The sequence below is a fragment of the Kibdelosporangium banguiense genome (assembly GCF_017876405.1).
GTDB lineage: Bacteria > Actinomycetota > Actinomycetes > Mycobacteriales > Pseudonocardiaceae > Kibdelosporangium > Kibdelosporangium banguiense.
The window spans coordinates 11,501,995-11,515,170 of sequence record NZ_JAGINW010000001.1; the positions used below are offsets into that span (position 1 = coordinate 11,501,995).

10 protein-coding genes and 1 pseudogene are annotated in these 13,176 nt (G+C 68.3%); 8 read left to right on the plus strand and 3 right to left on the minus strand.

Translation table 11 applies throughout. The annotated features are described in order from the left end of the window. Nucleotides 1–9 precede the first annotated feature (9 nt). Genes JOF56_RS51440 through opcA form a run of 3 tightly spaced genes read left to right on the plus strand, consistent with a single transcriptional unit; the run spans nucleotide 10 to nucleotide 4,108 of the window. Nucleotides 10–1,614 carry a phosphoglucose isomerase-related protein gene (locus JOF56_RS51440; protein ID WP_209646736.1) on the plus strand — a complete coding sequence of 535 codons (1,605 nt, stop codon included), beginning with the start codon at nucleotides 10–12 and terminating at the stop codon, nucleotides 1,612–1,614. Then, entirely contained in the window at nucleotides 1,611–3,146 is a 1,536-nt protein-coding gene (gene zwf / locus JOF56_RS51445) for a glucose-6-phosphate dehydrogenase (protein ID WP_209646737.1), read from the plus strand. Before JOF56_RS51440 ends, zwf begins: the two co-directional genes overlap by 4 nt. Then, nucleotides 3,143–4,108: a glucose-6-phosphate dehydrogenase assembly protein OpcA gene (gene opcA, locus JOF56_RS51450; protein WP_209646738.1), complete on the plus strand. Its 966-nt coding sequence runs from the start codon at nucleotides 3,143–3,145 to the stop codon at nucleotides 4,106–4,108. The genes zwf and opcA overlap by 4 nt, the downstream gene beginning before the upstream one ends. 48 nt (nucleotides 4,109–4,156) lie before the next feature. Here opcA and JOF56_RS51455 read toward each other — a convergent pair whose 3' ends face one another. Then, nucleotides 4,157–4,705, minus strand: a complete 549-nt coding sequence (locus tag JOF56_RS51455; RefSeq protein ID WP_209646739.1) for a cysteine hydrolase family protein — start codon at nucleotides 4,703–4,705, stop codon at nucleotides 4,157–4,159. 158 nt (nucleotides 4,706–4,863) lie between these two features. On the opposite strand from JOF56_RS51455, the gene lon reads away from it, so the two are divergent. The 5 genes from lon (at nucleotide 4,864) to JOF56_RS51480 (ending at nucleotide 11,067) form a co-directional block, all read left to right on the plus strand. Continuing rightward, a complete protein-coding gene (gene lon, locus JOF56_RS51460) occupies nucleotides 4,864–7,212 on the plus strand; it encodes an endopeptidase La (RefSeq protein WP_209646740.1) in 2,349 nt (782 codons plus the stop codon). Between the two features lie 83 nt (nucleotides 7,213–7,295). Then, entirely contained in the window at nucleotides 7,296–7,982 is a 687-nt protein-coding gene (locus JOF56_RS51465) for a Clp protease N-terminal domain-containing protein (protein ID WP_209646741.1), read from the plus strand. An 80-nt stretch (nucleotides 7,983–8,062) separates the two neighbouring features. Next, on the plus strand, nucleotides 8,063–8,977 hold the full coding sequence (locus tag JOF56_RS51470; protein ID WP_209646742.1) for an asparaginase: 915 nt from the start codon (nucleotides 8,063–8,065) through the stop codon (nucleotides 8,975–8,977). Between the two features lie 13 nt (nucleotides 8,978–8,990). Further along, on the plus strand, nucleotides 8,991–9,773 hold the full coding sequence (pgl, locus tag JOF56_RS51475; protein ID WP_209646743.1) for a 6-phosphogluconolactonase: 783 nt from the start codon (nucleotides 8,991–8,993) through the stop codon (nucleotides 9,771–9,773). A 55-nt stretch (nucleotides 9,774–9,828) separates the two neighbouring features. Further along, nucleotides 9,829–11,067: a serine/threonine-protein kinase gene (locus JOF56_RS51480; RefSeq protein ID WP_209646744.1), complete on the plus strand. Its 1,239-nt coding sequence runs from the start codon at nucleotides 9,829–9,831 to the stop codon at nucleotides 11,065–11,067. A gap of 76 nt (nucleotides 11,068–11,143) precedes the next feature. On the opposite strand, the gene JOF56_RS59205 is transcribed toward JOF56_RS51480, so the two are convergent. Then, complete coding sequence (locus JOF56_RS59205; protein WP_245381035.1) at nucleotides 11,144–12,160, minus strand: glycerophosphodiester phosphodiesterase family protein; 1,017 nt, start codon at nucleotides 12,158–12,160, stop codon at nucleotides 11,144–11,146. After that, a pseudogene (locus tag JOF56_RS59210) lies at nucleotides 12,146–13,171 on the minus strand (glycerophosphodiester phosphodiesterase family protein); the annotation flags it as partial. The gene JOF56_RS59205 and the pseudogene JOF56_RS59210, both read right to left, overlap by 15 nt. Nucleotides 13,172–13,176: the final 5 nt, after the last annotated feature.

Below are 13,176 nucleotides of genomic sequence, written 5' to 3' on the forward strand. Positions count from 1 at the left end.
GCGCTCACAATGATCGAGATCTCCGTCGACATCGTCGACGACAAGCTCGCCGAGGAGACGGCGACGCTGGTGCGGACGCTGGTGGCCGACCAGGTCGCCAGCAAGATCACCGCGCAGGACCCCACGCTCTGGGGTCCTGCGGCGGAATCCGAGGCGGCCATCAGGCTGGCCTGGGTGAGTCTGCACGAGACGTCCCGGCCGTTGCTGGCCGAGATCGCCGCCCTGCGTGCCGACCTGCACGCCGAGGGCGTCGACCGGGTCGTACTGGCCGGGATGGGCGGCTCGTCGCTGGCACCTGAGGTCATCACGGCGACCGCCGGCGTACCCCTCGTAGTCCTCGACACCACCGATCCCGCACAGGTCGCCGACGCTCTGGCCGGCGACCTTTCCCGTACCGTGATCGTGGTGTCCTCGAAGTCCGGCGGCACGGTCGAGACCGACAGCCACCGCCGGATCTTCGAGAAAGCCTTTACCGCACAAGGCATCGACGCGGCATCGCGGATCGTCGTGGTGACCGACCCCGGTTCACCGTTCGAGAAGCTGGCCGCGGACGCCGGATACCGCAAGGTGTTCCTGGCCGACCCGAACGTGGGCGGCCGGTACTCCGCGCTGACCGCGTTCGGCCTGGTCCCGTCCGGCCTGGCCGGTGCGGACATCGCGACCCTGCTGGACGAGGCCGCGGCCGCCGCGGCGGTGCTGTCCAAGGACGAGGACACCAACGCCGGGCTGGTGCTGGGTGCGGCGCTGTCGGTGCGGCACTCCGAAGGCGCCGAGAAGGTCGTCTTCGCCAACACCAACACCAGCGTGAAGGGCTTCCCCGACTGGGTGGAGCAGCTGATCGCCGAGTCGACCGGCAAGCAGGGCACCGGTCTGTTGCCGGTGGCGACCGAAGGCATCGACGCGCCCGGCTTCGCCGACGCGGGCGACGACGCGACCACCACCGCGATCGGCACGCCCGCCGGTCCGGCCCGGCTGTCCTCGAGTGGTTCGCTGGGCGGGCTGTTCCTGTTGTGGGAGTACGCGACCGCGGTCGCCGGCCGGTTGCTCGGGATCGACCCGTTCGACCAGCCGGACGTGGAAGCCGCCAAGAAGGCCGCGCGTGCCCTGCTCGACCAGCCCCCAGGTGCCGGCACCGACGAGGAGCCGTCCCTTGTGGACGGACCGGTCGAGGTGTACGGCGGTACGGGGCAGAATCTGGCCGAGGTGCTGCGGTCCTTTGTGGCCTCGGTGCCGGCGTTCGGCTACATCTCGGTGCAGGCCTACCTGGACCGGCTCGACGACGCCTCCGCGGCGCTGCTGCGGCCGGAGCTGGCCAAGCGCACCGATTTCCAGACGACCTTCGGCTGGGGGCCACGGTTCCTGCACTCGACTGGGCAGTACCACAAGGGCGGCCATCAGAACGGCGCGTTCCTGCAGATCACCGGCGCGGTGGACGAGGACCTTGAGGTCCCCGACCGACCGTACACGCTGGGTGTCCTGCAGCGCGCACAGGCACTGGGCGACGGGCAGGTGCTGCGTGAGCACGGCCGTCCGGTGCTGCGGCTGCACCTGACCGACCGGGCCGCGGGTCTGGCCCACCTCGTGAAAGCCGTCCAGGAGGTCGACAGGCCGTGAGTGAGCGCAACTGGCAGAACCCGCTGCGCGACCCGAGGGACAAGCGCCTGCCGCGGATCGCCGGGCCGTGTGGCCTGGTGATCTTCGGGGTGACCGGCGACCTGTCCCGCAAGAAACTGATGCCCGCGATCTACGACCTCGCCAACCGGGGTCTGCTGCCGCCGGGCTTCGCACTGACCGGTTTCGCCCGCCGCGACTGGGCGGACGAGGACTTCGCCCAGGTCGTCTACGAGGCGGTCAAGCAGCACGCGCGGACCCCGTTCCGCCAGGAGGTCTGGGACCGGCTGGCTGAGGGAATCCGGTTCGTGCAAGGCACCTTCGACGACGACACCGCGTTCGACCGGCTCGCCGAGACGGTCCGCGCACTGGACGAGGAGCGCGGCACCGGCGGCAACCACGCGTTCTACCTGTCCATCCCGCCGGACGCGTTCCCGGTGGTGTGCAAGCAGCTCGCCCGCTCCGGACTGGCCAATCAGGACGGTGACAGCTGGCGGCGCGTGGTCATCGAGAAGCCGTTCGGGCACGACCTGGCCAGCGCGCGTGAGCTCAACGGGATCGTCAACGAGGTCTTCCCCGAGGAGTCGGTGTTCCGCATCGACCACTACCTCGGCAAGGAGACCGTGCAGAACATCCTGGCGCTGCGGTTCGCCAACCAGCTCTACGAGCCCATCTGGAACGCCAACTACGTCGACCACGTCCAGATCACCATGGCCGAGGACATCGGCCTTGGCGGTCGCGCGGGGTACTACGACGGCATCGGCGCGGCGCGTGACGTCATCCAGAACCACCTCTTGCAGCTGATGGCGTTCACCACGATCGAGGACCCGGTGTCGTTCTCGCCGCGGTCGCTGCGCACCGAGCGGATCAAGGTCCTCTCGGCGACCACAGCGGCCCAGCCGTACGAGAAGACCACCGCGCGTGGCCAGTACACCGGCGGCTGGCAGGGCGGCAAGAAGGTGCCCGGCCTGCTGGAGGAGGACGGCTACCCGCCGGACTCCAAGACCGAGACGTTCGCCGCGATCACCCTTGAGGTGAACAACCGCAGGTGGGCGGGCGTGCCGTTCTTCCTGCGGACCGGCAAGCGGCTGGGCCGCCGGGTCACCGAGATCGCGGTGATGTTCAAGCGGGCGCCGCACCTGCCGTTCGACCAGACCTCCACCGAGGAACTCGGGCAGAACGCCGTGGTGATCCGGATCCAGCCCGACGAGGGCATCACCATCCGGTTCGGCTCCAAGGTGCCGGGCACCACGATGGAGGTCCGGGACGTCACGATGGACTTCAGCTACGGCCGGGCGTTCACCGAGTCGTCGCCGGAGGCGTACGAGCGGCTGATCCTCGACGTGCTGCTGGGTGAGCCGTCGCTGTTCCCGGTGGCCGAGGAGATCGAGCGCTCCTGGGAGATCCTCGACCCGATCCTGGAGTCCTGGACGGCACAGGGCAGCAGGCCGGACCCGTACGCACCGGGCGACTGGGGTCCCCCGTCGGCCGACGAGATGCTGGCCCGCACGGGTCGTACCTGGAGGCACCCGTGATCATCGACATGCCGTCGACCAACACGGCGAAGGTCAACTCCAAGATCGTCGAGCTGCGCCAGCAAGGCGGCGCGGTGGCACTCGGCCGGGTGCTGACCCTGGTGATCGTCACCGACGACGGCGAGAAGACCGAGGAAGCGATCGAGGCGGCCAACGAAGCCAGCCGCGAGCACCCCTGCCGCGTGATCGTGGTGGCCCGGGGCGCCCGTGAGGCGGCGGCCCGGCTGGACGCGCAGATCCGCGTCGGCGGCGACGCGGGCGCGTCCGAGGTCGTGGTGCTGCGGCTGTACGGCGAACTGGTGGAGCACGGCGACACATGTGTGATCCCGTTGCTGCTGCCGGACGCCCCAGTGGTGGCCTGGTGGCCGTTCGAGGCACCGCGCGTGCCGTCCGACGACCCGATCGGCATGCTCGCCCACCGCCGGATCACCGACGCGGCAACCGACAAGGACCCGCTGCGGTCCCTGGAACAGCGCCGCGTCACGTACGCCGACGGCGACACCGACCTCGCCTGGACCCGGCTGACCCAGTGGCGCGCGTACCTCGCCGCGGCACTGGACCTGCCGCCCTACGAGGACATCACCGCGGCCTCAGTCGCGGGCGAAGCGGACTCCCCCTCCACGGACCTGCTCGCCGGCTGGCTTGCATCGTTCCTGCAGGTCCCAGTCCGCCGGGCGACCCCGGACAAGAAGGCACCCGGGATCTTCCAGGTGACCCTGGAACGCCCGTCCGGCCCGGTGGTGCTGACCCGCCCCGACGGCAAGGTCGGTACCCTCGAGCAACCCGGCCAGCCCGCCCGCCGCGTGGTCCTCAACCGCCGCAGCGTCAAGGACTGCCTGGTGGAGGAACTGCGTCGGCTCGACCCCGACGAAATCTACGAGGCCACCCTCGGCGGCCTCAACGACATCGTCCAGGGAAACCAGACACCCGAACCGGAGCCCGAACCCACCCCCGCAGGCTGAGTTCATTCCCCGCGAGCCACCCGGCTCGCGGGGATTTTCATTGTGGCCTCAGAACTCGACCTTCTTGGTCTCGACTGTGCCGCCCTTGCGGCCTGGGGCTGTCTGGAAGCTCCAGTACAGGTTGGTGTGCGAGATGACCACCTCCGGCGGCGGCGCTCCCCATTCGGACTTGTCGCCCGTTGTGTGGGCGTCACTGACGAGGGTGGTGTCGTATCCCCTGGTCAACGCGCCGTGGATGGTGGAGCGGATGCATGCGTCGGTCTCCGCGCCGGTGACGACCAGCCGTCCGACTCCGAGATCGGCCAGGATGCTCTCGAGATTCGTGTCCTCGAAGGAGTCGCCGTAGTTCTTCCCGACGATCGACTCGGTGTCACCCGGGACCAGCTCGGGGACGATCTTCCACTCTTCGCTCCCCTGAACCAGCTCCTCGTCGGAGTGCTGCACCCAGACGACCGGGATCTGTTCCTCCCGGGCCTTGTTCACGAGACTGCCGATGTTCGCCACGACCGCGTCCCGCTCGTGGGCCTCCTCCACGACGGCGTTCTGCACGTCGACGACCAGAAGTGCGGTGTTCGGCCGGTTCTGAAGTGTGGTCATGTCTCCCTCTCATGCACCCAGGCTGCATCTGCCCGCGCACTGTAAACCCACCCACCGACAATCCCGGCCGATCGCCGTGAGCGAACGGCGGAATTGTTCGTCGACCTACGTAGTTGAGCGAGACAGACTCAATCTTCTTGGAAGTAGGTGTGACAGCCGTGAGCGAGACGTTGAACCTCCCCGTTCTGCCGCTGGATGACGTGGTCGTGCTGCCTGGGATGGTGCTGCCGGTGCGGCTGGCCGATGCCGAGGCGCGGGCCGCCGTTGACGCTGCCCAGGCGGCTGGGCAGTCGAAGATCCTGCTGGTGCCGCGGTTGGATGGGAAGTACGCCAAGGCGGGCACGGTCGGTGAGATCGAACAGATCGGCCGCCTGCCCGGCGGAGGCAAGGCCGCGGTGCTGCGCGGCACGCACCGGGCCCGGATCGGGGCCGCGACGAGCGGGCCGGGCGCCGCGCTCTGGGTGGAAGCGACCGAGCTGGACGAGCCGGTCGACGAGAAGGCGCGTGAGCTGGCCAAGGAGTACAAGGGCCTGGTCACCACCATTCTGCAGCGGCGCAACGCGTGGCAGGTGATCGACCAGGTCAACCAGGTCACCGACCCCGCTCAGCTGGCCGACCTGGCCGGTTACGCGCCGTACCTCGACGACGAGCAGAAGCTGTGGCTGCTGGAGACCGCGAACGTCACCGAGCGCCTTGAAAAGCTCGTGACCTGGGCGCAGGAGCACATCGCCGAACTCGACGTGGCCGAGACGATCAACAAGGACGTCAAGGAAGGCGTCGAGAAGCAGCAGCGCGAATTCCTGCTGCGCCAGCAGCTGGCCGCGATCCGCAAGGAACTGGCCGAGCTGGACGGCAAGCCCGCCACCGAGGAGCAGGACTACCGCGCCCGCGTGGAAGAGGCCGACCTGCCCGAGCACGTCCAGAAGGCCGCGCTGGCCGAGGTCGACAAGCTGGAGCGGACCTCCGAGCAGTCCCCCGAGGTCGGCTGGATCCGGACCTGGCTGGACACCGTGCTGGACATGCCGTGGAGCACACGCACCGAGGACAGCTACGACATCCCGGGCGCGCGGGCGATCCTGGACGCGGACCACGCGGGCCTGGACGACGTGAAGGAACGGATCATCGAGTACTTGGCGGTCCGGCGCAGGCGCGCGGACCGTGGGCTCGGTGTCGTCGGCGGGCGTCGTAGCGGTGCCGTGCTGGCTTTGGTCGGCCCTCCTGGCGTCGGCAAGACGTCGCTGGGTGAGTCGGTCGCGCGGTCCATGGGCCGTAAGTTCGTCCGGGTCGCGTTGGGTGGCGTCCGGGACGAGGCCGAGATCCGTGGCCACCGCCGGACTTACGTCGGCGCGTTGCCGGGCCGGATCGTGCGTGCCATCAAGGAAGCCGGGTCGATGAACCCGGTCGTGCTGCTCGACGAGATCGACAAGGTCGGCGCGGACTACCGCGGCGACCCGACCGCCGCACTGCTGGAAGTGCTTGACCCGGCACAGAACCACACCTTCCGGGACCACTACCTGGAGGTCGAGCTGGACCTGTCCGACGTGGTCTTCCTGGCCACGGCGAACGTGCTCGAGTCGATCCCGGGACCGTTGCTCGACCGGATGGAACTGGTGCAGCTGGACGGTTACACCGAGGAGGAGAAGGTCGTCATCGCACGTGACCACCTGCTCCCCCGCCAGCTCGACCGCGCCGGACTGACCGCTGAGGACGCGACGTTCGAGGACGACGCGTTGCGCCTGCTGGCCGCGGAATACACGCGGGAGGCCGGCGTCCGGCAGTTGGAGCGGGCGATCGCTCGGGTGCTGCGCAAGGTGACCACGAAGCTGGCGCTCGGCGAGGACCTCAAGTCCGTCCACATCGGACCGGCCGAGGTGAAGGACTACCTCGGCAGCGCGAAGTTCAAGCCGGAGTCGGGCGAACGCACGTCGGTCCCTGGCGTTGCAACGGGCCTGGCAGTCACAGGCGTCGGCGGCGATGTGCTGTTCGTCGAGGCTTCGCTGGCAGACAAGGAAACCGGACACACCGGCGTGACGCTGACCGGGCAACTGGGCGACGTCATGAAGGAGTCGGCGCAGATCGCGTTGTCGTACCTGCGGTCGCACGGCGCCGAGTTGGAACTGCCGGTCGGTGACCTGGCTGAGCGGAACATCCACGTGCACGTGCCTGCCGGTGCGGTGCCGAAGGACGGTCCGAGCGCGGGCGTCACCATGACCACCGCCTTGGCGTCATTGCTGTCCGGGCGCCCCGTGCGTTCGGAAGTCGCGATGACCGGTGAGGTGTCGTTGACCGGACGGGTCCTGCCGATCGGTGGCGTGAAGCAGAAGCTGCTCGCCGCTCACCGGATGGGCCTGACCACGATCCTGCTGCCCAAGCGGAACGAACCGGACCTGGAGGACGTGCCGGAGACTGTGCTCAAGCAGCTGACCGTGCACCTGGTCAGCGACGTGCGTGAGGTCCTGGACCTGGCACTCGAGCCAGCCACCTCAGCCGCCGCCGTCGCAGCCTGATCCGTCACTCCCGAAAAGGGCCGTCCACCTGGGCGGCCCTTTTCTCGTTGACCATAACCCCGTATGGGGGTATGAATGGGGGTATGCCAAAGGTCAATGTGTATCTGCCTGATGAGCTGGCTGATGCGGTGAGGGCGGCGAATCTGCCGTTGTCCGCGATCTGCCAGCGTGCGCTCGAGCAGTCGGTGAAGCGGGTGACCGCGATTCGGGCGGCTGTGCTGTCGGCTGATCCGACGGCCGGGTTGTCCCAGTTCACCGATCGGGCCAAGACTGTGATCAAGATGGCTGTCGGCAAGGCTCAGGCCGATGGCGCCGAGTTTGTGGGGACCGAACACCTGCTACACGCCATGCTTGCCGAGGGGTCGAACCTGGCGTTGCGGGTCCTGCAGGCCCTGGAGATCGCGCCTGCCCATGTCGCTCAGGTCCTGACGTTGCCGACGGGTTCGGGTTCGGCGACGCAGTTCAGCTCGGCGGCGGCCAACGCTCTGGAGCTGACTGTCACCGAGGCGATTTCCTTGGGGCACAACTATGTCGGCTGTGAGCACCTGCTGCTGGGGTTGCTCAGCGAGCCTGACGGCACTGCCGGGGCCACGCTTCGTGAGGTGGGCGCGGATCTCAAGTCGGCCCGTGCGACGGTGGCCGCGGCGCTGGTCGGCTACGCCCACCTGCGTGCCCAGCCTGCCAACAGCCTGGCAGACGTGATCAAGCAGGAACTTCGGCCGGTCATCGAGCGGATCGAACGCCTGGAACAGCGGGCCACGGACAACTAGATGTCGCGCCGGATGCTCTGGTGGGCTGGGATGTGTCTGCTGACCGCGATCCTGCTGACGATCATGACGGGAACCTTCTGATGAAACACGTGCTGCTTGTGGCCACCGGCGACACGATGGCCTACATGCAGGACGCGGTCGCGACCGGAGCTGAACTGCTCAAGGCCGTGGCCGATGTCCCTGGCGTCGAGGTCACGGCCGAGGACGTCATGGCAGAACCAAGCTGGGACACAACGCCAGGCACGATGCTGGCGCTGGCCCGGCGAGCCCGGAAAGCCTTGCTGGATGACGGCTTCGAAGGTGTGGTTGTCACGCATGGTGTTGACACGCTTGAAGAAACCGCGTTCCTCACCGACCTGATGGCTGGGCCTGCCGTCGATCGCGGCGGGATTGTGTTCACCGGTGCCACGCGGTACTTCGACGAGCCCGGCAGTGACGGCCCGGACAACCTTGTCGCGGCGATCACGGCGGCTCCGGAAACCGCCGGGCTCGGCGCGCTCGTGTGTTTCGACCGGCAGTTGCACGCCGCTCGCTGGGCGACGCTGGCCACGGCCACCAGCTTCGCCTCGGATCCGGTGCTGGGACACGTGAGCCGGGCCGGGGAGGTCACCATCACGGCGACTCCCCCGGCCCGGCAACCGGATGCCGACGGCATCCCGGAGACGGATGTCGCCTTGATCAAGACCTATCCGGGAATGCCCGCCGAGATGCTGACCGCGGCGGCGGACGCGGGTGCGCGGGGCATCGTGCTGGAAGGCACCGGTGACGGCAACGTCCCGGTCGAGTTGTTCATCCCGATCGGCGAGCTAACCGGGTGGGACATTCCGGTGGTGATCGCGTCGCGGGCCGGCGGGGCGGCCTCGACCGGCCTCGCGGGCAAGGTCGGCGCGATCAGCGCCCAGGGGCTGCGGCCCGCTCATGCGCGGGTGGCATTGATGGTCGCGCTGGCGACAGGCGGGGTCGACGCGGTCCGCTCCTGGTTCGCGCGACTCTGAGAGGATGTCGGGCATGACAGCGGCACCCCAGGTTGTGGTTCAGGCCAACTCGGATCTGCTCGCGGCGGCCACCGCGGCGCGGCTCGTGACCAGGCTGGTCGACGCGCAGGCCGCGAAGGGCTCGGCCTCGGTGGTGCTGACCGGCGGGCGGACCGGGACCGCGGTGCTCTCCCAGTTGCTGGCGGTGCCGGCAAAGGACGCCGTGGACTGGTCGCGTGTGGACTTCTACTGGGGTGACGAGCGGTTCCTGCCGACCGGGCACCCCGACCGCAACGAGACCCAGGCGCGCGAGGCACTGCTGGATCACGTGCACGTCGACCCGTCGCGGGTGTACGCGATGGAGCCGTCGGACGGCAAGTTCGGTGACGACCCGGATCTCGCGGCGTCGGCGTACGCGGAGCTGCTGGCCGCCCAGGCCAGGCCAGAGGATCACGGCGACGTGCCGACGTTCGACGTGTGCCTGCTGGGCGTGGGCGAGGAGGGCCACACCGCCTCGATCTTCCCGAGTTCTCCCGCGGTCTACGAGACCGAGCGCACGGTCGTGGCGGTCCGCAACTGCCCCAAGCCGCCGCCGACCCGGGTGTCGCTGACGCTGCCCGCGATCCGGCGTTCGAGTGAAGTGTGGCTTCTCACAGGCGGCGAATCGAAGGCCGCGGCGGTGGCGATGGCGCTGGGCGGCGCGGGCGAGGTCCAGATCCCAGCCGCAGGTGCACAGGGCCAAAGGCGCACGTTGTGGCTGCTCGACCGGGCCGCGGCGACCAAGGTCCCGCACATGTTCCAGCCGCCTTTGGCCTGATTGCGGCCTGTACATAACCTCTGGCCCTGCCGGATGCGTGACATAGCTTCGAACGATGTCCGAGGACTCGGGGATTCGCGAGCTCGCCGGCCGATATCGGCTGATCACGCCGTTGGGCCGGCGAGTGATGCGTGGGTGGGACCTGCACCTGCGCCAGGTTGTCGCGATCCGGTTGTTCGCCGCACAGGAGGACCCGGATCAGTTCGTCGAGCGCGCGGCGGCGCTGACCGGGTTAGACCACCCTGGGCTGGTGCAGGTGCTGGACGCGGGTGTGTCCGGTGACGAACCGTTCATGGTCCAGGAGTTCATAGCGGCCACCACTTTACGCAGCCGTCTGGCTGAGGGTCCGTTGTCTGCCAACGAGGTCACCGAACTCGGCTCGGCGCTTGGCCGGGCGTTGGCCTACGCGCATTCCCAAGGTGTCGCACACCGGGACATCCAGCCGCGCAACATCCTCCTCGGCCCCGGCCAGGAGCCGTATCTGACCGATGTCGGCATCTCGGCGACCTCGGCACCGTCCTACATGTCCCCGGAACAGGCCAACGGCCAGGAGCCGAGCACAGCGTCCGATGTGTACGCTCTCGGCCTGGTCCTGCTCGAGGCACTGACCGGCCGGACCGAATACCCAGGCGACGACGCGACAACGGCCTTGGCACGGCTCAACCGCGCCCCACTGATCTCACCGGATCTGCCGCACGCGGCAACATTGCTGGCCATGACCAGCGCCAACCCTGACGACCGGCCGGACGCGGCGACCTGCGTGGACATGCTGCGTGGTTCGTCGGCGAAATCACGAGTGCAGACACGGACTGTGCTCGTCGCGGCGGTCGCGGCGGCGATTGTCGCGACCGGCATCACGGTCGTGCTGAACATACCGAAACAGTCGCAGCCCCAGGTGGAACCACGCGACGCCCGCCTCGACCAGCCGCGGTCGACCAACAGCGTCCAGGTGACCTCCAGGCCGGCAACCGAGGTCACGCCCAACATCATCGAGGTCCCCGCGGCGTCCGGCCAGCCGGTGCAGCAGCGGCAGCAACCGCCCAGGACCTCGGCCACATCCACACCGACCGGGCAACCACCCGCACAAGGTGACTACGTCAATGTGCCCGTCGCCCTGGTTCCGCCGCCCACCGAGACGACAGTCGTACTGGAATGGCTGCCCTGGTACCTCGACCCCGTCAACTGGCCGAAGCCGCACAAGAAACCCAAGAAGCCCAAGCCAACGGCGACCAGCACCCCCGCAACGACCACTCCACCGCCCGCCGCCGCGGAAGAGGGCGACGAAAACGACTGACCTCCCCTCTTGGGTTTGCCCCCAATGTGGCATTGGGGGCATGCGATGCCACCAATGCCACATTGGGGACACAAACTCAGCGCAGGCCGTTGCGGCGGGCGACTGCGATCAGTGTGTCGGGGTCGTCGGAGATGATGCCGGTGACGCCCAGATCGATCACACGCTGGATCGTGGGCTCGTCGTTCACCGTGTACGGCACGACTTTCAGGCCGTAGCGCGACTCGAGCGCAGGCGCGTCCGGGCCGAAGTAGTACTTCGGGTCGGTGCGCAGGTACCAGTCGTCAGAGGCGAACTTGGTCTGCTTCTCATCGTGCACCTGCCAGTTCGCCGACACCGTCGAAGCACCCGCGGCACGAACGAGTGCGCCCAGATCCCGGTACTTCCACCAGTCCAGGCCACCAGTCCACGGGCTCTTGACCGACGGATCGCCGTACGCGGCCATCAGTGAGCACTCGTCGGCCACTGTCTTGCACTCCTCCGGGCCGTACTGCCAGACCAGGGCGACAGTCTCGATGCGCGGGTCGATCGCACGGGCCAGCCGGATCGTGCGCCAGTCGAAGGACTGGATGGTGGCGCGGTCGGCCAGGCGGGCGCCCTCGATCGCGGCGACCAACTGGAAGGTGAACTGCTGGTAGGGCGCGGTGTCGTTGGCGGTGGGGCTGATCTTGGTCTCGATGTTGAACCGGATGTCGGTCCGGCCGCTGCGCTTGACCAGGGCGAAGACCTCGTCCAGGGTCGGGATCCGCTGTCCTGGCACGGCCACCTGCTTGGGGAACTCCGGCAGCGTCTTGCTGCCGCAGTCGATCGTCTTGATCTGCGCCAGGGTCAGCTGCCGGATCTGCTTGCCCACGTACGGGTACTCCGGGTCGCCGGGCCGCACTGGCGCGGTGTCGACGCAGTGTGAGCCATTGACCGTCCGGTCGTGGATCACCACGAGCTTGTTGTCCTCGGTGACGCCGGTGTCAAGCTCCAAAGTGGACACATCAGGCCGGCCGAGGGAGTACTCGAACGCCGCCAGTGTGTTCTCCGGCCGGACCGAACGGCCACCGCGGTGCGCCTGTACGTCCAGCGGTGAGGCGTAACCGCGTGGCAGTTTGAAGCCACGCTTCTTGGCCACGTCCCGCAGGCGGTCGGGGTAGTCGGTGATGATCCCGTCCACGCCGTCGTCGATCAGCTTGTTCATCGTGGGCTGGTCGTCCACGGTCCACGGCACGACCTTGATGCCGTTGCGGTGGGCGTTACGGACCATGTCCTTGGTGACGTACGGCCGGTAGTCCGGATCGGTGATCTTTCCGGCCTGTGGGAAGCCGTGCACCGGGGAGAACGCCGACGCGCCGAACGACTTGATCGCCCTGATCGGGTCGCCGCCGAAGTCGTCGATGTCCAGACCGCCCAGCCACGGGGACCTGCCGGGCTGACCGGTCTGCAGGAAGTCGAAGTTGGTCAGCGCGACCACCGGAAGCTTCGGCGCGACCTGGCGCATCCGGATCAGCGCACCCCAGTCGAAGCTCTGGATGCTGACCCGCTTCTCGAACCCGGCCGCCCGGATCTCGCGTGCGGTGACCTGCACGAACTGCTCACGCGGCGCGGTCTCGCTTGGCGCGCCGGCCTCGACCTTGGTCTCGATGTTCAGCTTGACGTCGTCCGCACGGTATTTCTTGACCAGGTCGAAGACCTCGCGCAGGGTCGGCATCCGGGAACCGGGCGACAGCACGGCGCCGGGGAAGTCCGGCAGCTTCTTCGAACCGCAGTCCAGGGTCTTGACCTGGGCCAGCGTCAACGTGTTGACGTACTTGCCGACGTAGGGGAATTCGGAGTCACCGGGCGTCGCGGGCGCGGTGTCGGCGCACTTGTTGGCGCCGACCCGGCGGTCATGGGTGACCACGGCCTGGCCGTCCTCGGTGATCTGCAGATCCAGCTCAAGCGTGCTCACGCCGAGCCGGATCGCGTTGCCGAACGAGCTGAGTGTGCTCTCCGAACGCAGGCCCAGCCCACCGCGGTGGGCCTGGATGTCGAAGTCCTCGTGCCGCTGGCCGGCCTGTGCCGGGGCCGCGGCTAATCCGGCTACCAAAGTGATGGCGGTACACCATCCGATCCGTCTCATGGCCC

Bases quoted from the DNA above. Each gene is read 5' to 3' on its own strand.
- JOF56_RS51440 (WP_209646736.1), top strand. From the start codon at position 10: ATGATCGAGATCTCCGTCGACATCGTCGACGACAAGCTCGCCGAGGAG.
- JOF56_RS51455 (WP_209646739.1), bottom strand. From the start codon at position 4,705: ATGACCACACTTCAGAACCGGCCGAACACCGCACTTCTGGTCGTCGAC.
- JOF56_RS51465 (WP_209646741.1), top strand. From the start codon at position 7,296: ATGCCAAAGGTCAATGTGTATCTGCCTGATGAGCTGGCTGATGCGGTG.
- JOF56_RS51470 (WP_209646742.1), top strand. From the start codon at position 8,063: ATGAAACACGTGCTGCTTGTGGCCACCGGCGACACGATGGCCTACATG.
- pgl (WP_209646743.1), top strand. From the start codon at position 8,991: ATGACAGCGGCACCCCAGGTTGTGGTTCAGGCCAACTCGGATCTGCTC.
- JOF56_RS51480 (WP_209646744.1), top strand. From the start codon at position 9,829: ATGTCCGAGGACTCGGGGATTCGCGAGCTCGCCGGCCGATATCGGCTG.